The organism is Rhodanobacter sp. LX-99 (assembly GCF_018599185.1).
In the GTDB taxonomy this organism is placed as follows: domain Bacteria; phylum Pseudomonadota; class Gammaproteobacteria; order Xanthomonadales; family Rhodanobacteraceae; genus Rhodanobacter.
This window is the reverse complement of record NZ_JAHFVL010000002.1, coordinates 383,816-406,981: the sequence shown is the minus strand read 5'-3', so window position 1 is coordinate 406,981 and position 23,166 is coordinate 383,816. Positions and strand designations below refer to the sequence as shown.

The 23,166-nt window shown below is 65.6% G+C and carries 22 protein-coding genes; 8 read left to right on the top strand and 14 right to left on the bottom strand.

The annotated features are described in order from the left end of the window. Nucleotides 1–2: 2 nt before the first annotated feature. Entirely contained in the window at nt 3–191 is a 189-nt protein-coding gene (locus tag KK131_RS12580) for an oxidoreductase-like domain-containing protein (RefSeq protein ID WP_345777251.1), read from the bottom strand. Nucleotides 192–319: 128 nt separating this feature from the next. After that, complete coding sequence (locus KK131_RS12575; protein WP_214557065.1) at nt 320–1,093, bottom strand: methyltransferase; 774 nt, start codon at nt 1,091–1,093, stop codon at nt 320–322. Between the two features lie 230 nt (nt 1,094–1,323). On the opposite strand from KK131_RS12575, the gene KK131_RS12570 reads away from it, so the two are divergent. The 4 genes from KK131_RS12570 to KK131_RS12555 all read left to right on the top strand — a co-directional run bounded on the left by KK131_RS12570 (nt 1,324) and on the right by KK131_RS12555 (nt 8,739). After that, complete coding sequence (locus KK131_RS12570; protein WP_214557064.1) at nt 1,324–2,757, top strand: hypothetical protein; 1,434 nt, start codon at nt 1,324–1,326, stop codon at nt 2,755–2,757. 5 nt (nt 2,758–2,762) lie between these two features. Next, nucleotides 2,763–5,072: a transferrin receptor-like dimerization domain-containing protein gene (locus KK131_RS12565; protein WP_214557063.1), complete on the top strand. Its 2,310-nt coding sequence runs from the start codon at nt 2,763–2,765 to the stop codon at nt 5,070–5,072. Nucleotides 5,073–5,135: 63 nt separating this feature from the next. After that, the gene (locus KK131_RS12560) at nt 5,136–5,789 is read left to right on the top strand and encodes a prolyl oligopeptidase family serine peptidase (RefSeq protein WP_345777250.1); all 654 of its coding nucleotides are present in this window, start codon (nt 5,136–5,138) and stop codon (nt 5,787–5,789) included. A gap of 202 nt (nt 5,790–5,991) precedes the next feature. Continuing rightward, nucleotides 5,992–8,739 (top strand): M14 family zinc carboxypeptidase, encoded by a 2,748-nt coding sequence (locus tag KK131_RS12555; RefSeq protein ID WP_214557062.1) that lies wholly within the window; start codon nt 5,992–5,994, stop codon nt 8,737–8,739. Between the two features lie 19 nt (nt 8,740–8,758). Here the strand turns inward: KK131_RS12555 and KK131_RS12550 are convergent, their stop codons facing one another. From KK131_RS12550 to KK131_RS12535, 4 genes are all read right to left on the bottom strand, one after another. Continuing rightward, nucleotides 8,759–10,426 (bottom strand): M28 family peptidase, encoded by a 1,668-nt coding sequence (locus KK131_RS12550; protein ID WP_250887246.1) that lies wholly within the window; start codon nt 10,424–10,426, stop codon nt 8,759–8,761. A 201-nt stretch (nt 10,427–10,627) separates the two neighbouring features. Next, nucleotides 10,628–12,394, bottom strand: a complete 1,767-nt coding sequence (locus KK131_RS12545) for a GGDEF domain-containing protein (RefSeq protein WP_250887245.1) — start codon at nt 12,392–12,394, stop codon at nt 10,628–10,630. A 52-nt stretch (nt 12,395–12,446) separates the two neighbouring features. After that, entirely contained in the window at nt 12,447–12,821 is a 375-nt protein-coding gene (locus tag KK131_RS12540) for a hypothetical protein (protein ID WP_250887244.1), read from the bottom strand. Between the two features lie 171 nt (nt 12,822–12,992). Next, nucleotides 12,993–13,169 carry a hypothetical protein gene (locus KK131_RS12535; protein WP_214557060.1) on the bottom strand — a complete coding sequence of 59 codons (177 nt, stop codon included), beginning with the start codon at nt 13,167–13,169 and terminating at the stop codon, nt 12,993–12,995. Nucleotides 13,170–13,382: 213 nt separating this feature from the next. Between KK131_RS12535 and KK131_RS12530 the strand changes: the two genes are divergently transcribed. Continuing rightward, on the top strand, nt 13,383–13,598 hold the full coding sequence (locus KK131_RS12530) for a hypothetical protein (RefSeq protein ID WP_214557059.1): 216 nt from the start codon (nt 13,383–13,385) through the stop codon (nt 13,596–13,598). A gap of 22 nt (nt 13,599–13,620) precedes the next feature. Here the strand turns inward: KK131_RS12530 and KK131_RS12525 are convergent, their stop codons facing one another. The 6 genes from KK131_RS12525 to KK131_RS12500 form a co-directional block, all read right to left on the bottom strand. Beyond that, complete coding sequence (locus KK131_RS12525; RefSeq protein WP_214557058.1) at nt 13,621–15,411, bottom strand: GGDEF domain-containing protein; 1,791 nt, start codon at nt 15,409–15,411, stop codon at nt 13,621–13,623. Nucleotides 15,412–15,443: 32 nt separating this feature from the next. Beyond that, the gene (locus KK131_RS12520) at nt 15,444–15,740 is read right to left on the bottom strand and encodes a hypothetical protein (RefSeq protein WP_214557057.1); all 297 of its coding nucleotides are present in this window, start codon (nt 15,738–15,740) and stop codon (nt 15,444–15,446) included. 249 nt (nt 15,741–15,989) lie between these two features. Beyond that, complete coding sequence (locus KK131_RS12515; RefSeq protein WP_214557056.1) at nt 15,990–16,256, bottom strand: hypothetical protein; 267 nt, start codon at nt 16,254–16,256, stop codon at nt 15,990–15,992. A 142-nt stretch (nt 16,257–16,398) separates the two neighbouring features. Then, the gene (locus KK131_RS12510) at nt 16,399–17,220 is read right to left on the bottom strand and encodes an SAM-dependent methyltransferase (protein WP_214557055.1); all 822 of its coding nucleotides are present in this window, start codon (nt 17,218–17,220) and stop codon (nt 16,399–16,401) included. A 65-nt stretch (nt 17,221–17,285) separates the two neighbouring features. Next, on the bottom strand, nt 17,286–18,062 hold the full coding sequence (locus tag KK131_RS12505) for a slipin family protein (RefSeq protein WP_214557054.1): 777 nt from the start codon (nt 18,060–18,062) through the stop codon (nt 17,286–17,288). Between the two features lie 37 nt (nt 18,063–18,099). Further along, nucleotides 18,100–19,440, bottom strand: coding sequence for a nodulation protein NfeD (locus tag KK131_RS12500; RefSeq protein ID WP_250887290.1), 1,341 nt, complete (start codon nt 19,438–19,440; stop codon nt 18,100–18,102). 206 nt (nt 19,441–19,646) lie between these two features. On the opposite strand from KK131_RS12500, the gene KK131_RS12495 reads away from it, so the two are divergent. Further along, a complete protein-coding gene (locus KK131_RS12495; protein ID WP_214557052.1) occupies nt 19,647–20,102 on the top strand; it encodes a cupin domain-containing protein in 456 nt (151 codons plus the stop codon). 7 nt (nt 20,103–20,109) lie between these two features. Here KK131_RS12495 and thpR read toward each other — a convergent pair whose 3' ends face one another. Beyond that, on the bottom strand, nt 20,110–20,727 hold the full coding sequence (gene thpR, locus KK131_RS12490; RefSeq protein ID WP_214557051.1) for an RNA 2',3'-cyclic phosphodiesterase: 618 nt from the start codon (nt 20,725–20,727) through the stop codon (nt 20,110–20,112). 30 nt (nt 20,728–20,757) lie between these two features. Then, complete coding sequence (locus KK131_RS12485; protein WP_214557050.1) at nt 20,758–21,603, bottom strand: DUF3014 domain-containing protein; 846 nt, start codon at nt 21,601–21,603, stop codon at nt 20,758–20,760. A gap of 218 nt (nt 21,604–21,821) precedes the next feature. On the opposite strand from KK131_RS12485, the gene KK131_RS12480 reads away from it, so the two are divergent. Further along, nucleotides 21,822–22,511, top strand: a complete 690-nt coding sequence (locus KK131_RS12480; RefSeq protein ID WP_214557049.1) for a methyltransferase domain-containing protein — start codon at nt 21,822–21,824, stop codon at nt 22,509–22,511. Nucleotides 22,512–22,662: 151 nt separating this feature from the next. Further along, nucleotides 22,663–23,160 (top strand): hypothetical protein, encoded by a 498-nt coding sequence (locus KK131_RS12475; protein WP_214557048.1) that lies wholly within the window; start codon nt 22,663–22,665, stop codon nt 23,158–23,160. The last annotated feature ends 6 nt before the right edge of the window (nt 23,161–23,166 follow it).

The following is a 23,166-nucleotide window of genomic DNA, read 5'->3' as shown; positions in this document are numbered from 1 at the left end:
ACTCAGGGATGACGGGCGCGCCACGCGGCCAGCGCGGCCTCGTAACGCTCAAGCGCTTCCTCGTAGACGTCATACACGCAACGCACGCAACCCTCGCCGCAGCAGTCGGCGGCATCCGGCTCGGCCGGTCGCACCGGCGGCGGGTCGTCCGCATCAGGCGCGGACAAGGCGGCGGGGTCAACGGGATTCACGGCATTCCTCGGCATCGTGAGCCGGACGCGGGTCTGGCTGCATGGATAAGCCGATGGTGCCGCCAACCGCCGTCGCAGCTCAAGCGGGCCGCACGACGCATGCGCGCGGCCCGCCAGGATGCGGGCGATTATTTCGCCGGCTTGCGGAAGCGGTAGATGAACTGGTCGGTGTGGCCGCGTATCGACTTGTCGAACACCTTGAGGTCGTGTGCATCGGCCGGGTTGCGCAGCGCGTCGCTCTCGCCGTCGAACACGAAACCGGCCGCTTCCACTTCCTGCTTCACCACGGCCGGATCGATGCGGTGCAAGGTATCGGTGTCGGCGAGGCCGGAGCCGGCCGGGGCCGCGTGGTCGATCACCACGAACAGGCCGCCCGGCTTGAGCGCGTCGTAGACCCGCTTGTCGAAGCCTGCCATGTCCACCGGGCCCATGAACGGGTCATGGTAGTCGTGGTAGTTCTGCGCGGTGAACACCAGGTCGACCGGCTCCGACACGCTCAACAGCGCCGCCGGCTGCTGCAACAGGCTGACGTTGGCGTAATGCGGCGTGGCGGCCAGCTTCTGCCATTGCGCCAGGCTCTTGTCGGAGTACTTCGCCATCTCGCCCGGCCAGACCGTGTAGACGTGTCCCTGCGGACCGACGATGGCGCTGAACACGCGCGTCCAGTAGCCGCTTCCCGGCACCAGCTCCAGCACTTTCTGGCCCGGCTTCACTTCGGCGAACATCATCACCGCGCCGATCTTGCGGCGGGCGTCATCGGAACGATCGGCGTGGCGGGCCGGATCATTGAGCGCTTTCTGTACCGCGGCGGAAATCGCCGCTTCGTGCGGATTCGCAGCCTGGGCCAGGGCCACGGCAGGAAGGGCGACGGCAAGCAACACAGCAAGGACAGTGGGACGCATGGTCGTACTCCTCAAGTGAGCAAGGGTTCCCGGATTGTGCTCCCGAATCGCGGCGATGGCCCTGTGCCGCTTGGCACGGGGCACCGCCACGGTTCATGCTGCATGCTCGACGCAGCCATGCCCACCCAGGCTGGCCCAACTGCACACGTCCCGGCGTGCTGCCACGCGACAGCCTGCGCGTGCCGTAAAACAGGCAGACGACCTCCCGAACACCGTATCAGGAGAACCCGATGCCAAACCGTACCCCTTTCCCCGTGCTCGGCCTTGCGCTTGGACTGTTCCTGCCCGGCTCGCCGGGCCATGCGCAGTCGGCCTCCCAGTCGGCCTCGCAATGGCAGGCGGAACAGGTCGCCGCATCGCAGCAGTCCGAGCAGATCATGCGCGAGGCCAACAAGCACAAGAGCCTGCTGGCCCAATACCAGGTGATGCGCTATCCATACGCCACCAACCCGGATCCCGCCTTTCACATCATTTTCGGCCAGTACCTGAGCTGGTACCAGAGCTTCATCGGCGACTATCCGGACGCCGCAGCCAGCTTCTCGATCAAGCAGCCGGCGCTGCCGGACGACCGGGCCTCGCCGCTGGACAACCCCGACTACCGCGCCCGGCCGGCGCTGGAAGCGATTCCCGAGCTGGCCAGGCACTACCGTGCTGTGTTCTTCAACGAAGCGCACAACGTACCGCTCACCCGCACGCTGACCGTGCAACTGCTGGGCAAGCTGCGCGCGGAAGGTTTCGACTACTTCGCCGCCGAGACGCTATACCAGACCGATACCGGACTGCAGGCGCGCGGCTACCCGGTCCCTGACAGCGGTTTCTATACCGAGGAACCGATCTACGCCGAGATGGTGCGCACCGCCCTGAAACTGGGCTTCAAGGTGGTCGCCTACGAAGCGCTCTCCGATGCCAGCGGCGATGCCCGCGAAGCCGAGCAGGCCCGCAACATCTACCGCCAGGTATTCAAGAACGATCCGAAGGCGCGACTGGTGGTCAACGCCGGCTACGCACACATCCAGGAATCGGGCGCCTACCTGGGCGGCTCCACCATGGCTCAGCACCTGCACAAGCTCAGCGGCATCGACCCGCTCACGGTGGAGCAGACCGTGCTGTATCCCCATCCGTCGGCCAGCGACGACCACCCCGACTACGCTTCGGTGATGGGGAAACTGCAGCCCAGGGCACCGATCGTGTTCGTGGACAAGAAGGGCCGGCCATGGTCGCTGCGTCCCGGCTATGACGTCAGCGTGTTCTTCCCGCCACAGCAGCTCAACCGCGGCCGTCCCACCTGGCTCGATCTCGGTGGCAGCCGCAAGCCGTACTTCGTCGGTGGCGAACGATGCAAACACACCTATCCGTGCATGGTCGAAGCGCGTTATGCCGACGAGGGCAGCGACGCGATTCCCGCCGATCGCCTGGTACTCGACCCGGTCCCGTTGAACGCCGTCACCAGCGACCGCATCAGCAACGGGCTGATCGAACCCCGCAGCGTGCTCTACCTGCGCCCCGGCAAGTACAAGCTGACCTGCACGGACGCGGATGCGCGCCAGCTCTTCGCCCAGGACGTCACCATCCGGGACAGGGATGCGGCCCGGCCGTCCGATCTTGCCGATCCGCCTCAGCCGGCGCAGCCGGCCGAATCCGCCACCACACCCAAAGGGGAATGACCCAGATGACCCGATACGCGATACGGCCCGTGCTGACCCTGACCTGCCTGCTGGCGACCTTCGCCGTCGCCGCCGCGAACGCACCCGGCCACGCCGATGACGGCCCCATGTTCGGCTTCAGCACCGCCGCAGCGACCGCCCAACAGGACCTCGAACGGCGCTTCGACGCCCAGCTCGATCCCGCCGAACTGCGCAGCTGGCTCAAGCAGATGTCGTCGCAGCCCAACCAGGTGGGCTCGCCGCACGACCGGGCGAATGCCGAATTCATGCTGGCGAAGTTTCGCGAATGGGGCTGGGACGCGCATATCGAGACCTTCAACGTGCTCTACCCCACGCCGAAAAAGGTGGCGCTGGAACTGCTGGGGCCGAAGCCCTACACCGCCGTGCTGAAGGAGCCGGCCATCGCCGGCGATGCCACCTCCAGCCTCGCCGGCACCCTGCCGCCCTACAACGTCTACGGCGCCGACGGCGACGTCAGCGCACCGCTGGTCTACGCCAACTACGGCATGCCGGACGACTACAAGGAGCTGGCACGGCGCGGCATCGACGTGCGCGGCAAGATCGTGCTCACCCGCTACGGCGGCGGCTGGCGCGGCCTGAAACCGAAGCTGGCACAGGAACACGGCGCGGTCGGCTGCCTGATCTATTCCGACCCGCACGACGACGGCTACGCCAAGGGCGACGTCTATCCGCAAGGCGGCTGGCGTCCGGCGCAGGGCGTGCAGCGCGGTTCGGTGGCCGACATGCAGGTCTATCCCGGCGATCCGCTGACCCCCGGCACGGGTTCCACCGCGGGCGCCAAGCGCCTGTCGCTGAAGGACGCGACGACCCTGCTGAAGATCCCGGTGCTGCCGATCTCCTATGCCGACGCCACCCCGCTGCTGCAGGCATTGACCGGCCCGGTGGCGCCGGCCGGCTGGCGCGGCGCACTGCCGCTGACCTACCACGTCGGCCCGAGCACGGCGAACGTGCACCTGACCGTGCAATCGGACTGGGGCCAGCAACCGGTCTACGACGTGATCGCCACGATCAAGGGCTCGACCGAACCGGACCAGTGGATCGTGCGCGGCAACCACCATGACGGCTGGGTGTTCGGTGCCTGGGACCCGCTGGCCGGCAACATCGCGCTGATGGCCGAGGCCAAGGCCATCGGCGGCCTGCTCAAGCAGGGCTGGCGGCCGCAGCGCACCCTGGTCTACGCCAGCTGGGACGGCGAGGAACCGGGCCTGCTCGGTTCCACCGAATGGGCCGAGACGCACGCCGCCGAGCTGCAGCAGAAGGCCGTGCTGTACGTCAATTCCGACACCAACGGCCGCGGCTTCCTCGGCGCCGGCGGCAGCCACTCGCTGCAGCACCTGGTCAACCAGGTGGCCTCCGGCGTGGCCGACCCGGAAACCCATGTCAGCGTGCGCGAACGCCTGCGCGCGCACATGCTGGTGGCCGGCAGCAACAAGAACGCCAAGCCGGAGGTCAAGACGATCGCCGAGCTGGCCGCGGCCGGCGGCGACCTGCCGATCGGGGCGCTCGGCTCGGGCTCCGACTACAGCGCGTTCCTGGAACACCTCGGCATCGCCTCGCTGGATCTCGGCTTCGGCGGCGAGGACGACAATGGCGGCATCTACCACTCGCGCTACGACTCGTTCGACCATTACGTGCGCTTCGGCGACCCGAGCTTCGAATACGGCGTGGCGCTGGCCAAGGTCGCCGGCCATGTCGTGCTGCGCACGGCCAACGCCAACGTGCTGCCGCTGCGCTTCGGCGACTTCAGCCGCACGCTCGACCGCTACGTCGGCGAACTGCACAAGCTGGTGGACAGCACCCGCAAGGCCACCGAACAGCAACACAAGTTGCTGGACGGCCATGCGTTCGCGCTCGATGCCGACCCGACCCGGCCGGTCGCCCCGCCCGCGCGCGACTCCGACATGCCGGCGATCGACCTTGCCCCACTCGACCGGGCGGCGAAACAGCTCGCGCAAAGCGCCAAGGCCTACCAGGCCGCCTACGACAAGCGTGCCGCCGCCGGCTTCGACCTGGCCGCCGCACAGCGGCAGCAACTGGACCGCTTGATCGGCAGCATGGAGCAGCGCCTCACTGATCCGTCCGGCCTGCCCGGCCGTGCGTGGTTCAAGCACATGATCTACGCCCCCGGCATGCTCACCGGCTATGACGTCAAGACCGTGCCCGGCGTGCGCGAGGCACTCGAGTCGCGTCGATGGAACGAGGCCAACCACTACGCCACGCTCACCGCCAGGGTGCTCGACCGCTACCGTGCGCAACTCGACCAGCTGACAGCACTGCTGGACGAGCGGTCCTAGCCGACAACACCACGCTCGATCGGAGGCGGCCGGCCGCCTCCGACCCGCTCCGACACCGCGGCCGTGCTGCAGGTGAACTACCGCGGTTCCGGCGGCTATGGCTACGACTACGAACGCGCCGGCTGGAAGGAGTTGGGCGGCAAGATGCAGGACGACGTCACCGACGCGACCCGCTGGGCGATCGCCCATGGCATCGCCGGCCCGCAACGGATCTGCATCTACGGCGGCAGCCACGGCGGCAGCCACGGCGGCTATGCGGCACTCGAGGGCGCGGTGAAGGAGCCGGGCCTTTACAAGTGCGCAGTCGGCTACGTGGGCGTCCACGACCTGCCCCTGATGTACCGCCGCGGCGATATCCCGCAATCGAGCTTCGGCGAGGCTTACCTCAAGCGCCAGCTGGGCGACGACATGAGCGTGCTGGCCAGCCATTCGCCGATCAACCAGCTCGACAGGCTCAAGGCGCGCGTGATGCTGGTGGTCGGCGGCGAGGACAGGCGCGTGCCGCCCGTCCAGGGCCTCAGCCTGCACCAGGCGCTGGCGAAACGGAATATCGCGCACGAATGGCCGTACAAGCCCAACGAGATGCACGGCTTCCACGACGAAGCCAACCGGGCCGCGCTGCACGCAAAGCTCGTGCAGTTCGTGGGTTCCGGCATCGGCCCCGGCGTGACGGCGGCAAGCACCGCCGGCACCGGCGATACCGCAGCCGTGCACTGAACCTCCGCCAAGGGGGGCGCTCCCGCCCGATTCCGGCAGGAGCGCGGCCCGTCGTCCGCGCGGCGGTACACCGCTCCGGATCGCTGCGGCCGTACGATGGCGGTTCGGATATCCCTACCCAACTGATGGGCTACACGCGGCCGCTGCCGTTCTGGCAGAGTGCAGCGGTCAGCTGCCTTGCAGCTCCAGGGGAAAACTCATCATGCGCGCGTCCATCCGGCTCTTGCTCGCCGTGCTGCTGGCATCAGGCACTTGCGGTGTATTTGCGGCGACCGAACCCGACAACTCGAAGCCGTATGCCCGCGACCCGGCCCAGCCGGTCGACCAGGCGTATACGGCGCAGATCCTGAAGTTCACCACCGATCCCTCGTTCAACTCGCCGCTGACCGACTACCTGCCCGCCTCCGCCAGCGTGCCCACGCCGGACAAGGTGCTCGGCCACATCGCCGGCGCACCGGACTACCTGCCCCATGTGGCCGACGTCCACCGCTACTTCCGCGCACTGGCCGCGGCCAGCCCGCGGGTGAAGGTGTTCACCATCGGCAAGAGCGAGGAAGGCCGCGAGATGATCGCGGTGGCGATCGCCGACGAAAGCCTGCTGGCCGACCTCGACGCGAACAAGGCGCGCCTGGCCAAGCTGGCCGATCCGCGCCGCATCGGCATGGACGACGCCACGGCCGACCAGCTGATCGCACAGTCCACGCCGGTCTATTACATCACCGGCGCCATCCACTCCACCGAGACCGGCTCGCCCACCGCGCTGATGGAACTGGCCTACCGCCTCGCGGTGGACGAGGCGCCGTACATCCGGCAGATCCGCTCGCACGTGGTCACCCTGATCACGCCGGTGGTCGAGGTCGACGGCCGCGACCGCATGGCCGACCTGTACAACTGGCACCTGGCGCATCCGGGCCAGAATTACCCGCGGCTGCTGTACTGGGGCCACTACGTGGCGCACGACAACAACCGCGACGCGATGGGGATGTCGCTGAACCTCACCCGCCACGTGGCCGACACCTTCGTCGGCTGGCACGCGCAGGTGCTGCACGACCTGCACGAATCGGTGCCGTTCCTGTACGACAACACCGTGGGCGATGGCCCGTACAACGCATGGATCGACCCCATCCTCACCGGCGAGTGGCAACAGCTGGGCTGGGACAACGTGCAGCAGATGACCCGGCTCGGCATGCCCGGCGTGTTCACCCACGGCGACTTCGACACCTGGAGCCCGGGCTACCTGATGTTCATCGCCGCCATGCACAACGGCATCAGCCGCCTGTACGAAACTTTCGGCAACGCCGGCGCCGACACCGTGCAGCGCATCCTCGACCCCGAGGAATACCAGCGCACCTGGTACCGCCCGAACCCGCCGCTGCCGACCGTCAAGTGGTCGCAGCGCAACAACAACAACTACCAGCAGACCGGCCTGCTCACCGCGCTCAACTACTTCGCCGGCAACGGCCAGCAGTTCCTGAAGAACTTCTACCTGAAGAGCAAGCGCTCGATCGAGAAGCCGCAGCAGGCCGGCCCGGCTGCGTACGTGTTCCCGGCCGACGACAAGCGCCCCGGTTCGCGCGCCCAGCTGCTGCGGGTTCTGCAACTGCAGCACGCGGAGATCAGCCGCACCAGCGCGCCGGTCACGGTCACGCTGCCGAAGCAGGACGACGACAAGAAGAAGGCCAAAACGCGGACCTTCCCCGCCGGCAGCTACGTCGTGCGCATGGACCAGCCGTATTCGCGCATCGTCGACACCCTGCTCGACCGCCAGTACTGGTCGCCGAAGGACCCGCAGCAGCACCCCTACGACGACACCGGCTGGTCGATGGGCGACCTGTTCGACGTGCAGGTGGTGCGGGTGACCGACACCGCGATCCTCAAGGCGCCGATGAGCCTGCTCGACGGGCCGATCGCCGTGCCGCAAGGTCTGGCCGCAGTCGACATGCCGCAGGCGAAGCTGCCGCGCATCGCGCTGATGCACACCTGGCTGAGCACCCAGACCGAAGGCTGGTGGCGCATGGCGCTGGACAAGCTGGAGGTGCCGTACGACTACATCAGCACCCAGGACGTGGCGAAAGCCGGCGACCTGCGCGCGAAGTACGACGTGATCCTGTTCGGTCCGGTCGGCGACGCCAGCGCCCAGCAGATCATCGACGGCCTGCCGATGTGGGGCAATCCGCTGCCGTGGAAGACCACCGCATTGACGCCGAACCTGGGCCATATCGACGCCACCGACGACATCCGCCCCGGACTGGGAGAGAGCGGCGTCGCGAACCTCAAGCGATTCGTGCAGGCCGGCGGCTTGCTGATCACCGCCGAGGACACGGCGAAGTTCGCCATCGATGTCGGCCTGGCGCCGGGCGTGTTCGTCACGAAAACCGACAAGCTGAAAGTCGTCGGCAGCGTGCTGCAGGCGAAGTTCGTCGACCGCAGCGGCCCGATCGCCACCGGTTACAGCCGCGACGAACTGGCGCTGTACAGCGCAGCCGGCCAGTCGTTCAAGGTGTCCAACCTGGTCACCGGCGACAAGGGCCTGCCGACCGCGAAGGATTTCCAGCGCCCGACCGGACGCGGCGGCCCGCACGACACGGACACGCCCGAAGGCCGCGCCTCGATCGCTCCGGCCGCCCTGCCCGACGTCAAGCCATGGCAGCCGCTGCCGCTGAACATCGAGCAGATGCGCAACAACCCGTGGGTGATCCCGGCCGACCAGCGTCCGCGGGTGATCCTGCGCTACGCCGACGCCAAGAACCTCTTGATCTCCGGCCTGCTCGACGGCGGCGACGAGATGGCCGAACGCGCCGCCGTGGTCGACGCCCGCTACGGCAAGGGTCATGTGCTGCTGTTCGCCAGCAACCCGATCTGGCGCGGCGAAACCATCGGCAGCTATCCGCTGGTACTCAACGCGGTCGTGAACTTCGACAAGCTGGATACGCCGCCGGCGAAACCCTAAGGCCGACGACGAACCCGCGTTATTTCGACGGTGGCGCGGCCGGCTTCACCGGCGGCTTCATCATGGCATCGCGCGCGGCCTTGAACGGGCTGCCGGCGTACCACTGCGGCCACACTCCCGCATGGCTGAGGTGCCGGCCCAGCTCGTACAGCGCCTGGGTATCTTCGAGGATGCCTTGCAGGTTCCAGTGCGGATCGAACACGTCGTTCGTCGTGTGATAGCGGTGCGCCGTATAGTCGTCGGCCGCCTTCTGGCCGGCGGCCCTGCCGCCATCGAGCAGGTCGAGGCCGGAGCTGGCCAGCATCGCCGGCACGCCGGCCCGCGCGAAGTTGAAATGATCGGAGCGGAAGTAGAAGCCGTTCTCCGGCGTGCTCTCCGGCGAGATCACCCGGCCCTGCTTGCGCAGCACGCCGGCAAGCATGTCCTCCAGCTCGGACTGGCCCTTGCCGATCACCGTCATGTCGCGTGCAGGGCCGATGACCGGCAACGCGTCGACGGCGATGTCGGCCACCGTGCGGTTCAGCGGGAACACCGGCTTCGCCGCGTAGTACTGCGAACCGAGCAGGCCCGATTCCTCCAGCGTCGGCATGAAGAACAGCACGCTGCGCTCGGGCGGCCGCGCCTGGTGCGCGAACGCGCCGGCGATCTGCAGCAACATGCTCAGGCCGGTGCCGTTGTCGATCGCGCCGGCATAGACCTGATGGCCCTGGCGGGTCGGATCGGTGCCCAGGTGATCCCAGTGCGCGGTGTAGACCACCACCTCGTCGGGCTTGTAGCTGCCCTCGACCATCGCCACCACGTTCTTCGATTCGATGTGGCCGATCTTGTTGTGCAGGGTGATCGAGGCCGTCGCGTGCAACGGCACCGGCTCGAAGCCCGGCCTCGCTGCGGCCCGTTCGAGTTCAGCGAAATCGAAGCCGGCGGCGGCGAACAGCCGGGTGGCCGCGTCGCGCGTCAGCCAGCCGGCCACCGGCAACCGCGGCGATGGGTCGACACTGCCCGGCAGGCTCAGTTGCGGCCCGACCGAACCGTTCTGCAGCACGCTCCACGGATAGCCGGCCGCGGCGTCGCTGGTATGCACGATGAAGCAGGCGGCGGCGCCCTGCAGCGCAGCTTCCGCATACTTGTACGGCCAGCGGCCGTACCAAGTCATCGCACGGCCGTTGAACAGCTTCGGGTCGCGGGTGGCGAAGCCGGGATCGTTGACCAGCACGATCACCGTCTTGCCCTTCACGTCGACACCCCGGTAGTCGTTCCAGTGCCAGGCAGGCGCATCCGCGCCGTAGCCGAGGAACACCACCGGCGAGTCCTTCAGCGCGACCTCGGGTTTCGCCTGCAGAGTCTGCGCCACCATGTCGGTGCGGTATGCCAGCTTCAGCGGCTTGCCGCGGGCGGTGACGTCCAGGGTGACGTCGGTATTCAGCAGCAAGGTGGAATCGGCCGGCACGGTCTGGTACCAGGAGCCGTGGTTGCCCGGCTGCAAACCCATCCGCTTGAACTCGGCCACCAGGAAATCGGTGGTGCGCTGCGCACCGATCGTGCCGGGTTTGCGCCCGCCGAACGCGTCGGAACTGAGCGCCTTGTCGAAGCGCGCGAAATCGGCGGCGTTGATCGATGGCGCCCGCTCCAACTCCGGCCCCGTTGCCGCCTGCAGCGAAAACGCGATCAGGCCCAGGGCAGCCAGCAAGACAGAACTCCTGATGCGCATCGGAACGCTCCCCACCGGTGGAATCGACCACCTTTGTAACGCGCCCCTACCCGGCTGTCCATGCGGCAGGCCCCGTCCACGATCGCCGGTCGCGGCGACAAACACGGAATGCTGCGCCCCCAGCACCGTGATGTCGCCGCCATCGCAAGGACAGCAGGCCACCATGCGCCCACACGACGCTCAGCTGCGCGTGCCGACGCCAAAAAGGCTGACCCGGTTGCGCCCCTCGTGCTTGGCCTGATACAGGGCGCGATCGGCATCGATCATCAGCTGCCGCAACTCATAACTGCAGTCGGCCGCGTTGGCCACGCCGAAGCTGGCCGAGATCGGGATGCCGGGCGCATCCTTGGCGCTCGAAACGGCGGCGATCGCCGCGCGCATCTGCTCGACCCGCACCAGCACGTTGTCAAGCGTGCACTCGGGCAGCAACATGCCGAACTCCTCCCCGCCGAGACGGCCGAACACGTCGGTGGAGCGCAGGTGCGCCTGGCAGGCATCGACCGCGCGCCTGAGCACCCGGTCGCCCACCGCATGCCCATGGGTGTCGTTGACCAGCTTGAAGTGATCCAGGTCGATCAGCACCAGGCAGACATCGCGCGCCGATTTGCGGCAATAACGCAACAGCCGCTCGGCCTCGTTGACGAAGTGCTGCCGGTTGAAGATGCCGGTAAGGCCGTCGCGCCGCGCCAGCCGCATGAAGTGCAATTGCGAACGCTTGATCCGGTATGTCCACAGCGCAATGGATGCCAGCACCAGCACCAGCAACGCGATGTACAAGCGGCTGGTTTCCACCGCCTTGCGGTCCAGCTCTCCCTGAAGGGTGAGGATCTTGTTCTTCTTGTCCAGCCCCTCGATCTGCAGTTTTTTCGTCAGTACCTGCTGTTCGACGATCTGATAGGCGAGTGCTTTCGCGCTGAGCCGGCTCTGATAGCCATCGTGGGCAGCTACGTATTTTTCAAGGTATGCCAGGGAGCCCCTGCTGTCGCCCAGTTCCTTGTCGACCTCGTAAAGCACTCGATAGGCGTTGGCCGTCGACTCCGAATACTGCCTGCTGGCATTCGTCACCAGGGCGCTATTGGCAAATTTCGCCGCCGAGGCAAGATCGCCACTCTTCCAGTAAGCCGTAGCCAAGGTCGCCTCGAACTGGGAAACCTGAGGCGGAAAGCCTGCTTGCAGCACCTTGGGGTAGCTCTCTTGCAGCACGCGAATAGCCGACTCAGTGTGCCCCTGCCGCAGGTCGAAACTCGCCAGCAAATACTGAAAACTGAGCGAAAACAGTGTATCGCCCGCCTTTCCGCATGCCTCCGTGCCATCGTGAAGCTGATCGGCGGGCAACTGTGCGCTGCCACTTTTAAACAGCGCATCGGACTTCAAGAACCAGCCCCTGCATGCACTCTGGGCGTCAGTGCTCTCCTTGATCAGTTGATCGGCATAACGCATGGACGCATCGTATTGACCAGCCTCGGTGTACAACTGCGCCGTGGCGGTGAGACCTTGGATGCGAACATCGTTTTCCTTTATTTGCGACAGCTGATCCAACAATGGATTGAGCCTGACAAAGGCTTCCTCATAGCGGGATTGGGCAACCAACAGGTCGATCACGTTGGCGTTGGCGCGAAATGCTAGAACGGGATCCGCGGCTTGATCGGCAAGCGCTGTCAACAAAGGCAACGCCGCGGCGTAGTTGCCCGCAAAGGCGACCCGCCGAGCCTCAAGGTAACGTAGATGCAACTTCTGTTGCGGTGAGAGCGTCATCGTGACCTTGTCGAGTCGCCCCATCAGCTCATTGAACACGGCATGATTGGAGGGCTCGACGTTTTCAGCTTGTCTCAGCAACTGCGCAGGATCGTTGGATATGGTCGCCGTCGTAGCAGCCGCGCCCGCTACAAATAAAAGCAGAAGCACGCAGCAAGCGAATACCAACCTGTATCTGCCCGCCTGGTCCATGAGCTAGTCAGTGGTCGCAGGCGCAGGAACGGCAAGTCGTGAAACCTGGCTTTTAATCTCCATCCCTTCTCTTCCCCTTGTCCTTGTCCTTGTCCTTGTCCTTGTCCTTGTCCTTGTCCTTGTCCTTGTCCTTGTCCTTGTCCTTGTCCTTGTCCTTGTCCTTGTCGTCCTTCTTCTCTTCACCCTCTTTGCAGCTACCATCACATTCCTCTTGTTCCTCGCCTGGTTTGGCAGGGCTGATCAGGCAGCAGAAGGGATCCTGTCCCAGCAACGCCTGCAATCCCTGCTCATCCCTGGCAAGGATCGCCACCCGCAATTCCGGATCAATCTCTGCGCCGGCCAGCGCAAACCCCATTTCATCCTGGGATGCATGACGCAATTGCGCGTCCTGCCCCATCCTTTCCAGAAAATCGATGACACCCGTCATTGGTCTACCCCCTACAGTTGGTGATTTCGATACTGCCTATGGTCAATGCAAGTACATCGAAAATCTGTCTCTCCGACATGTCGGACGCAAGGCCGAACCCTTGCGCCGACATCGATTCACAACACGACGTCCTGAAACAGCATGAATGTTAAATAGTCACCCATCGGGCCTCTATGCTGCCCTTTTATCGCTGTTATCTTTATCGGCATCATCTTTCCCGTCTTTGTCATCGCGAAACTTAAAATCTATCGATTGACCCGCCAAAGTGGCGACAACCTTCTCCGAAGAAGCGTAACGCAGCTGTGCATCCTGACCCACACTTTCAAGAAAATCGATCACATCGAACACCGGCCATCTCCCTCGCTAGAATGATTGAAAGCTGGCGGCCCGATGAAGGCTGCATCAATTCGTCTTGTCAGACTTATCTTTTCCCCCGCTACCCCCATTGGCTCGCCCAACGAAGCGAAAATACACCATCATTCCAACGGTGCACACGCGCCGACCGCGAAGGAGTTCCAGCGCCCGCGGGTGATTCTGCGCTGCGTTGACGCCAGGGACCTCTTGATCTCCGGCCTGCTCGACGGCGGCGACGAGATGGCCGAACGCGCCGCCGTGGTCGACGCCCGCTACGGCAAGGGTCACGTGCTGCTGTTCGCCAGCAACCCGATCTGGCGCGGCGAAACCATCGGCAGCTATCCGCTGGTGCTCAACGCGATCGTGAACTTCGACAGGCTGGACATGCCACCGGCCAAAGCCACGGCCAAGGACTCCCCATGATGCATGGGCCGGCCCGGACTCATCAGCCCCTTTCGATGGAGGCCACTTCGGCGCGGTGGCACGCTTCCGCACCATCGTCGCTGACCCTGACCCGGTTGCGGCCTTCGCGCTTGGCCCGATACAGCGCCTCGTCGGCATGTACCAGCAGCAAGTGCAGCTCATAACCTGAACGGATCGAGCAGGCGACGCCAAAGCTGGCGGAAATCTGGATGTCGAGCTCATCTCCATGGGACGCCGCCGAGGCGACCGCCGAACGGAGCTGATCGGCGCGCGCCAGTACCTGTTCCAGCGAGCATTCGGGCAACAGGATGCCGAACTCCTCGCCGCCGAGGCGGCCGAAGACGTCGGTCGAGCGCAGATGTGCCTTGCATGCATCCACGGCACGCTGCAGCACGCGATCACCCACGGCATGGCCGTGGGTGTCGTTGATGGCCTTGAAATGATCCAGGTCGATCAGCACCAGGCAGGCATCGCGCGAAGCCCGGCGGCAGTACTGCAACTGCAACTCGGCCTCGTTGAGGAAATGCTGCCGGTTGAAGATGCCCGTGAGCCCGTCGCGACGCGCCAACCGCATGAAGCGCAGCTGGGAACGCTTTATCCGGTAAGCCCACAGCGCGATGAAGACCAGCACGCTGAGCAGCAACGCGATATACAGCCGGCTCGTCTCGGAAGCTTTCCTGTCCAGCGCCTGTTGCAGCTGCAGTATCTGGTTCTGCTTGCCCAGCGTTTCGACTTCCAGCTTTTTCGCCTGTACCTGCTGCTTGACCACCTGGTACGCCAGCGCCTTCGTACTGACGTCGTTCAAGTCGGCCTTGTCGGACGCCATGTACTTCTCGTGCCAGGAAAGCGCGGCAGCAAAATCACGTTGCTGCAGTTTGATCCGGTAAAGCAGCTCGTAGGCCGTGGTCAGGGATTCGGTGTATTCGTTCCTGATGCTGCTGTTGATCGCGTCGTGAGCGAATCGCTCCGCCAGAACAACCTGGCCGTCTTTCCAGTACGCCATTGCCAGCAGTGCGTCGAACTGTGAAATCAAACTCTGGTACTTGGCGCCCAAGACGTCGGCATAGTTCTTTTGCAAGAGGCTGATGGCTGCCGCCGCGCGCCCCTGCTCGATCTCGAACCTCGCCATGTCTGCGCGAATCCCGTTGGCGAAAAGGGTTCCACCGACTTCGACGCAGACATCGACGCCTTCCTGGAATTGCCGGGCGATATCCTGCAGCTTGCCGCTGCGATAACGCGCATCGAGCACCAGATACCTGCCTTTGCAGGCATATTCTCCGGTCGGGTTTTCGGCGAGCAACTGATTCGCGTAATTCAAGGCAAGGTCATACTGACCCGCTTCAATGTACAACTGCGCAGCTTCGCCCAACCCCTGGAAGCGCGCCTCCTTGTCGTCAACCTCCGGCAGTTGATCGAGAAGCTGGCTCAGCCTTGCGAACGCCTCTTCATAGCGATGTCCGATGCCGAGCATGTTGACCAAGGTGGCACCCGCGCGAAATCGCAGAGTGGTGCTGGGCGATTGATCCATTATGGCGTTCAGCGACGTTGTCGCGGTCTTGTAATCGCCACTGTAGGCGGCTTCCCAGGCATCGAGAAAACGCAGGTACCACTGCTGCTCCGCGGACAGTTTTATCGCATCACCATCAAGCTGCTTCAGGAGTTCCGCGAACTCCGCATGGTTCGATGTCTTGATGGCATCCGCTCGCCTGAGCAGTTGCTCCGGGTCCACAGGGTCTACAGGTACAGACACAGCCGCACAGAGCGTGCCTGCCAGCAAGGAAGCGAGCAGGATCGAAATGGCGAAGAACGCCATGCGCAACCTGCCCGATCCAGGCATCGGCCAGACTACCGAAGCTGCGCTGCGGGACATGGCTTTAAAACCATCTCCTCGCCTTCCCGTGACGGGCTTTCCTCAGTATCGTCCTCCTCTTCTTCGTCCTCCTTGCCAGGGAACTGCATGCACAGTAGCGGCACACGCCCCAGCAATGCTTCCAGCCGCGAAGGATCCCGGTCGAGAATTGCCGACCGCAGTTCCGGCTCGACCTGCATATTCGCCAACGCAAGCTCCACTTCAACGTGCGATGCACGTCTCAACAGCGCGTCCTGCCCCGCTCGCTCAAGAAAATCGATGACGTTCGGCATTTCCCCTCCCCCTTGATAATTGGCCGTCCCGCAACTGGTCGTGTCGGCGGCTTGTCGCGATAACCGAAATATCGGTCAGGCGCATTTTACAAAAACCACTTTCCTCTGTTGCTTCCAGCGCAAGGCATGGGCCCTGCGCTGGAATTGAATCAGCGATCCGCCAAACGATTGCCTTTGCAATGAACACCCAACTGCGTGTTGGTCATCGACCAAACGAGCCTGGGCACTGGTCAATGCTCCGTCAATACCTCAGGCACACCGCTCGCCAAGGATCTCATCTTCGTCATTCATGCCGGACATCAGCAGACAGCTGACTCGGCCCGGCATCAGCATGCAACAGGTATTCTTCGCCCTCAGCAACTCCGACAGTCGCTGTTGATCCCCGGCCAGCACAGCCTCCTGCAGCTCGCTACCCACCTGGCTATCGGCCAGGACGTGCTGCATTTCCTCCGGCGAAGCATAGCGCAGGCTGGCGTTTTGCCCGATGGTTTCAAGAAAATCAATGATGTTCGACATGGCGCTCTCCAGGTAATGATGGGTTGGGAATTGCGCAGATCGCTCGGCTGCCAGACGGCAAGAACCACCGAGAGCCACCGGCAACCACAAGCCTGCGCCAAACCATCGTAGAGACGCCGCCAACACCAACTTGTCTACCTGCTCACAGAATACCCACCGGAGTCGCACCCTCCGCCCGGTCCAGTTCGGCCAGACGCGCGCGGATTTCCGTATTCGGCTGCAGCGGGCCGGCAGGAGGCACGACCACCGTATCCTCCATCTCGACCTTCGCCTGCGGCAGGTCGCCGAGCTTCACCCGCTCGACGCGCGCCTGCTGGATCGGCAAGGTGGCGCTGCGGTAGATAGTGATCTCGTGATCGAGCGGGTAGTCGCGCGCCAGCACGTCGACCAGCACCTGCTTGTACGCGGGGCCCGTCGAGAAGCGGGCCAGCGACTGGTCGCCCACCAGGCCCACCTGCCACAGCACCAGGTAGGCGGTCGGGTCGATCCGGCGCTGGTAGAACAGCAGCTGGCTGGCCTCGAAATGCTGGCAGCCGTAGCGGCCCGGGTCGATGCCGAGGTCCGCGTAAAGGCAGTCCTCGGCGGAAATGCCCGGCTCCATGTGCGCGGGGTAACCCTCGCTGCGGGCTACCTCGATCGACTTGTGCGGCGCCCAGGCGAACACGCCGGGATGGCCGTAGAACACCCCGCACACCCGCTTGCCTGCGCGCACCTCGGTGAGGATGGCCTCGACCATCTCGCGGTAGGTCTGCATGCGCGATTTGCCTTCGCGGTAGTACGGCTGCAGGCTGCGCACGTCCGCATGCATCTTGTTCAGCCACAGCTCGACGATGCCGTCGGAGAGCCCGGCGAACACCACGTCCGCCTGTTCGATATGGCTGCGCGCCAGCGGACCGAGGTGCGAGCCCAGGGTCATGCCCAGGCCCACGCAGACCAGGCTTCCGGGTGAACGTGCTGCATCCATGGTGATCGCTCGTCTTGGCAGGAGATGGGCGGCATTATTCACCCGCGTTGAACGGCTGCGCCAGTTCAGCGGTTCGAGGCCGGATCGGACTTTGCCGGAAACGCCTCCATCAGCGGTCGGATCAGGTCCAGCGGCAGCGGAAACACGATGGTCGAGGACTTGCCGTTGTTGGACATGTCGGCCAGCGTCTGCAGGTAGCGCAGCTGCAAGGCCTGCGGCTGCTGCGACAGCATCGCGGCGGCGTCGCGCAGCTTCTCGGCGGCCTGCAGCTCGCCGTCGGCGTGGATCACCTTGGCGCGGCGTTCGCGCTCGGCTTCGGCCTGGCGGGCGATCGCGCGCACCATGGTCTCGTTGAGGTCGACGTCCTTGATCTCCACGTTGGCGACCTTGATGCCCCACGGATCGGTGGCCTCGTCGAGGATGGTCTGCAAGGTGTGGTTGATCGAATCGCGTTGCGACAGGATCTCGTCCAGCTCGTGCTGGCCGAGCACCGAGCGCAGTCGCGTCTGCGCGAGCTGGCTGGTGGCCTGCAGGAAGTTCTCCACCTGCAGCACGGATTTGTCCGGCTCCACCACGCGGAAATAGACCACCGCATTCACGCGCACCGAGACGTTGTCGCGCGAGATCACGTCCTGCGGCGGCACGTCCATCACGGTCACGCGCAGGTCGACGCGGATCATCCGCTGCACCAACGGCACCAGCAGCACCAGTCCGGGCCCCTTGGTCCCGGTGTAGCGGCCCAGGGTCAGGATCACACCGCGCTGGTACTCCGGCAGGATCTTCACCGCGGAGAACAGCAGCAGCACGCCAAGAATTACCAGTACACCGACGAATCCGAACATGATCATCTCCTGCCTTTCATGAAATGGCCGCGCCGGGTCATGCCGGCTCGACCCGCAACAGCAACCCCTGCCGCGACACCACGCGCACCCGCGCACCGGCCGGCAATGCGGTATCGCAACGCACGCGCCAGCGCTCGCCGCGCACCATCATCCAGGCCTCGCCGCCGGCTTCCACCGGCTCCAGCAGTTCGCCGGTGTCCATCTGCATCGCCGCATCGCCGGTGACCGGCCCGGCGCGGCGCGAACGGAACACCAGCCACACAATCAAGGCCAGCAAGCCCGCCGCGCACATCGCGATACCGGCGATGACGCCAAGATTGACGCCATAACCGGGTACCCCGGTATTCATCAGCATCACCGAGCCCACCACGAACGAAACCAGTCCGCCGGCGCCGAACGCACCCACGCTGGGATTGACCGCCTCGGCCACCAGCAAGCCGACACCCAGCGCCATCAAGGCCAGCCCGGCGTAGTTCACCGGCAGCAATTGCAGCGCGTACAGGCCAACCAGCAGGCAGATGCCACCGGCGACGCCCGGCAACATGGCGCCGGGATGCATGGCTTCCAGCAGCAAGCCGAACATGCCGGCCAGCAGCAACAGATAAGCGATGGTGGGGTTGGTGACGATCGCCAGGAAGCGCGTGCGCGCACCGGGCGCATACTCGCGCACGGGCGCGCCCTTGAGCTGCAGCGTGACGTCGCGATCGCCGACTTGCACCTTGCGTCCGTCCGCCTTGGCCAGCAGGTCGGCCACGTCCGCTGCCACGAAGTCGATCACATGCTGTTGCGCGGCCTCACTGGCGGTCAGCGTGGCCGCGCCGCGCACCGCCTGTTCGGCCCACTGCGCGTTGCGCCCGCGCAACTGCGCCAGCGAGCGGATATAGGCGATCGCATCGTTCATGGCCTTGTGCGACTCGGCATCGTCGCCGGCGACCGGCTCGTCCTTGGCGGCCGAACCCGCTGCCGCCGGCTGGTCGCCGGCCTTGGGCAGCGGCACCGGCCGGGCGCCACCCAGTTGCACCGGCGTCGCCGCGCCCAGGTGGGTTGCCGGCGCCATCGCGGCGATCTGCCCGGCATACAGGATATACGTTCCGGCCGAAGCCGCCCGCGCACCGCCTGGGGCAACGTACACCAGCACCGGCACCTCGCAGGACAGCATGCTGGTGATGATCTGCCGCATCGAATCGGCCAGCCCGCCGGGCGTGTCCAGCCGCAGCACGATCGCCACGGCGCCATCGGCCACCGCGCGTTTCGAGGCGTCGTCGAAATACTCCGCGGCGGCCGGGCCGATCGGGCCATCCAGCGTGATCTGCGCCACCATGCCATGGCTCGCCGTGCCGCCGGCAACCACGGGTTCGACGGCAAATGCCGCCTGCATCGGCAACGTGCAAAGAACCGCCGCACAGACCAGCCACAGCCAACGCATCATCTCACCGACCTCCACATGACATCAGCGACGATACCGCCACTGTAACCCGGCCGGTGTTCAAAAACCGATCGCCGACCGGGTCAGCGCAACCAAGGTCTGGCCGGTGCACAATGATTCATCGAAAGCGGCCTTCCCTCCGCCGCGAGGAACAAGCCATGCCAAAAGTCGATGTCGACAAGGTCCCAAGACGCTCAGGTTCGGACTACCCGGCACCTTACGCGGAACCCGTCAGCGGGCGCATCCGGCAGGCGCTGGGCCATGCCGGCGGCCTGACCGATTTCGGCGTCAACCTGGTGCATCTGCCGCCGGGCGCATGGTCGAGCCAGCGCCACTGGCACAGTCGCGAGGAGGAATTCGTCTACGTGCTGGCCGGCGAATTGACCCTGCTCACCGAAGCCGGCGAGCAATTGCTGCGCGCCGGCGATGGTGCGGCATTTCCGAAAAACGTGCCCGATGGCCACCACATGATCAACCGCGGCAAAGAAACGGCCGTCTATCTCGACATCGGCACCCGCTGCGACGACGACGCCTGCCACTATTCAGACATCGACCTGCACCTGGCGCCAGGCGTGGATCACTATTCGCACAAGGACGGCACACCCTACGCCTGAGAGTGCTCTACGCCACCGTCTGCAGCGACCACTCCGCCAGCACCCGATAATCCTGCTGGCCGACCACGCTGTGGATCAGCGCAACGCGTTCGACCCGCCATGCCACGGGTTCGAGCGGCGTGACATCCAGCAACGCAGCATGGCTGTAGGCGACCGTGACATGAGGCGTAAAGCTGCGTGCGACATGGCGGCCCTGCCCGGCCAGCACGAGCGCATGGCGCAGGTCCAGCCACAGCTGCTGCAGCGGTTCGGGCACGCTCGAACTGCGCAGGATGAACGGCGGTTGCCGGCCATGGAAGCTGGCCGCCTCGTGCAGCACCCATTCGAACGGCGCCATGCGCAGCTTGCCCGCGGCAGCCACGGCCGCGTCGACCACGTCCTGCCGCAGCAGCGCGTGGTCGCCCAGAAAATGCAGCGTGGCGTGATAGCGTGCCGGGTTCACCCAGCGCGCGCGCAGGCCAGGATGACTGGCCTTGAGTGCCTGCGCCGCCTGCGCCAGCCGTGCACGCGCCGCGGCGTCCGGCAGCAACGCGAAGAACAATCGGTGCACTTCGGCAGGCCGGGCGCCGGCCGCCCCGAGCAGGTCGAGCCGAGGCTGGTCGGGAGGCGTGGGTCGAATGGCCATCGTCGCAAATCGAAAACCGGGCGCGCGAGTCTACCCGGCCGTTCCCGCCGGTGCCGGATGCAGGTTCTGCCCGGTCAGCTGCGTGCGGATCGCGCGCAACTTGGCCTTGATCTTCGCCTCGTTGGCAGGCCCCACGCGCAACAGCAGCTTCTGCCCGGTGGACCGCGATTCCAGCGCGGGATCGGTATAGACGTAGAACGCCTTCGAGCGCACCACGGTCGGCGGCCGGGCCGGTTCCGGCGCGGCCAGCAGGTCGTCGATCGCCACGACCAGGCGGTCGTTGAAATAGCCCTTCGGGTAGCCCAGTTGCCGATACGCCTGCTGGAACAGCGGATAGGCGTGCACGTACCAGGCCACCAGCGCCTGCGGATCGATGGCATCGACAATTTGCATGTACGGCGCGTAGCGGGCAACGTTCCGCTCGCCGGCCACCGTGCCGCCATCGGCTTCATCGACGATGTACGCACCCTTCGGCACGCGTGCCGGCAGCGTGAACGTAGCCAGCCCGTCGTGACGCGGCAGCGCATCGATGGTCGCCACGATGCGTGCGATGACCTGCTGGCGCACCAGCAGCGGGGACAGGTCGTTGCCGCCGGCCAGCACGGCGAGTGCGGCGATCGTGCTGGCGTCGCTGTCGCCCAGTGCCGGCAACGCGCTGGTCGAAGCCGTCGCCGGCCCAGTCTGCGCCTGCTCGATCGGGTGCTGGATCGGTGCACTGGCGGCGCTCGCGGGAGCCGATGCCGACGCAACGGGTGCGGTGGTCGGCGATGGGCCTGGATGCATCGCCTTGCGTGCCAGGTACACGCCCGCCGCCACGATGGCCAGCACCACCACCACCGCCCCGATCCAGCTACCCGCCGATGCTCGTCTGCTCACGATCACTCCCGTTCTGCCATCGAATGCCTGTGTTGGACTTGCCCACGCCCGATTCGTTCATCCAGCCCGATCGAACTGGCCTGGCAACACCCTACCGGCATTGCAGGTAAGCTGGCCATGCATCCTCTTCTCCCAGCGCCTCGTGGCGAGGGCCGCTGCCCCCATCCACGTTTCATCCCGCCTGCCGATAGCCGGGACGATACCCTACGGGAGCACTTATGCCGGGCTATTCCACCCGCGAACTCGTGGTCCGCCTTGGCGGCCACGACTACCGTATCCGGGCACTGAGCGACCTGCAGCAATTCGCCGACCCGCACCAGTTGGCCCATCGCATCGGCATCTCGTCGGCGCTGTGGAGCCTGTTCGGTCAGGTATGGCCGGCGGGGCGGGCACTGGCCGAGGCGATGGCCACCCATGACATCGTCGGCAAGCGCATCCTGGAACTCGGTTGCGGGTTGGGCCTGTCCAGCCTGGTGCTGCAGCAGCGCCGTGCCGACATTACCGCCAGCGACCATCACCCGCTGGCCGAATCGTTCCTGTGCCACAACGCCACGCTGAACCAGCTGGCGGCCATCGTCTATCGCGACCTGCGCTGGGAAGTGCCCGACGTCACGCTCGGACGCTTCGACCTGATCATCGGCAGCGACATCCTTTACGAAAGCGGCCACGCGGACCTGCTCGCGGCGATGGTCTCGCGCCACGCCCTGCCCGACGCCGAAGTGCTGATCACCGATCCGGGCCGCGGCAACAGTGCGCCGTTCACCCGCGCGCTGGTCGGCCAGGGATTTGCCGCCACCGAACTGCGCAGCCGCTTCGACGCGACCGACGTTGCACCGTTCCGTGGCCGCCTGCTCAGCTACCGGCGCGGCGCCGTGATGGCGAACGGCATGCCCGTGCGGGCCCATTGAACCGTTTTTGATAACAACCGTGTCACGCGCCCACAACACAGTTGCGACAAGGATGGATACTGCTCGTCCGCTTTACCCGCGTGGTACGCATGAGCTCCGGAGAGCCCCATCCGCGCGAGTGACGCCACGCCGGAACACGGAGGGAGACCTCATGAAAACCCGATGCGTATTCAGCACACCCGACCTGGCCGCGGCACGCGCCGCGATGGCCGCGGCACGCGCGGCCGGCGTCGACGACAACGACATCTCGCTGGTGGCCCGCGAGGACATCGAGCTGGAAAAGATCCCCGACCACCTGATGCTGGGGCGCAACGATTTCTATCCTGCCGCCGTACGCGGCGGCGTCTGCGGCGGCGGTACCGGCCTGCTGCTGGGGCTGATCGCGGTCGCCGTGCCGCCGCTGGGCGTGACGCTGGCCGGCGCCGCAGCCATGACCGTCGCCGGCGCGGCATTCGGCACCTGCATCGGCGAGATGGTCGGCTTCGAAGTGCCGGACGTGGTCAGCCGCAAGTTCAAGGACGAGATCGCGGCCGGCCGCATCCTGGTGGTGATCGACGCCAGCAAGGACAAGCTCGGCGTGGCCGAGCCCGCCGTCGCGCGCACCGGTGCCACACTGCTGCCGTTCCACGCGCATACCGCGCTGACCTGACAACCC

Coding starts and splice junctions, on each gene's coding strand:
- KK131_RS12510 (WP_214557055.1), bottom strand. CDS start 17,220: ATGGATGCAGCACGTTCACCCGGAAGCCTGGTCTGCGTGGGCCTGGGC.
- KK131_RS12525 (WP_214557058.1), bottom strand. CDS start 15,411: ATGGCGTTCTTCGCCATTTCGATCCTGCTCGCTTCCTTGCTGGCAGGC.
- KK131_RS12475 (WP_214557048.1), top strand. CDS start 22,663: ATGAAAACCCGATGCGTATTCAGCACACCCGACCTGGCCGCGGCACGC.
- thpR (WP_214557051.1), bottom strand. CDS start 20,727: ATGGCCATTCGACCCACGCCTCCCGACCAGCCTCGGCTCGACCTGCTC.
- KK131_RS12570 (WP_214557064.1), top strand. CDS start 1,324: ATGCCAAACCGTACCCCTTTCCCCGTGCTCGGCCTTGCGCTTGGACTG.
- KK131_RS12495 (WP_214557052.1), top strand. CDS start 19,647: ATGCCAAAAGTCGATGTCGACAAGGTCCCAAGACGCTCAGGTTCGGAC.
- KK131_RS12500 (WP_250887290.1), bottom strand. CDS start 19,440: ATGCAGGCGGCATTTGCCGTCGAACCCGTGGTTGCCGGCGGCACGGCG.
- KK131_RS12505 (WP_214557054.1), bottom strand. CDS start 18,062: ATGTTCGGATTCGTCGGTGTACTGGTAATTCTTGGCGTGCTGCTGCTG.
- KK131_RS12575 (WP_214557065.1), bottom strand. CDS start 1,093: ATGCGTCCCACTGTCCTTGCTGTGTTGCTTGCCGTCGCCCTTCCTGCC.
- KK131_RS12565 (WP_214557063.1), top strand. CDS start 2,763: ATGACCCGATACGCGATACGGCCCGTGCTGACCCTGACCTGCCTGCTG.
- KK131_RS12515 (WP_214557056.1), bottom strand. CDS start 16,256: ATGTCGAACATCATTGATTTTCTTGAAACCATCGGGCAAAACGCCAGC.
- KK131_RS12520 (WP_214557057.1), bottom strand. CDS start 15,740: ATGCCGAACGTCATCGATTTTCTTGAGCGAGCGGGGCAGGACGCGCTG.
- KK131_RS12555 (WP_214557062.1), top strand. CDS start 5,992: ATGCGCGCGTCCATCCGGCTCTTGCTCGCCGTGCTGCTGGCATCAGGC.
- KK131_RS12480 (WP_214557049.1), top strand. CDS start 21,822: ATGCCGGGCTATTCCACCCGCGAACTCGTGGTCCGCCTTGGCGGCCAC.
- KK131_RS12540 (WP_250887244.1), bottom strand. CDS start 12,821: ATGACGGGTGTCATCGATTTTCTGGAAAGGATGGGGCAGGACGCGCAA.
- KK131_RS12545 (WP_250887245.1), bottom strand. CDS start 12,394: ATGGACCAGGCGGGCAGATACAGGTTGGTATTCGCTTGCTGCGTGCTT.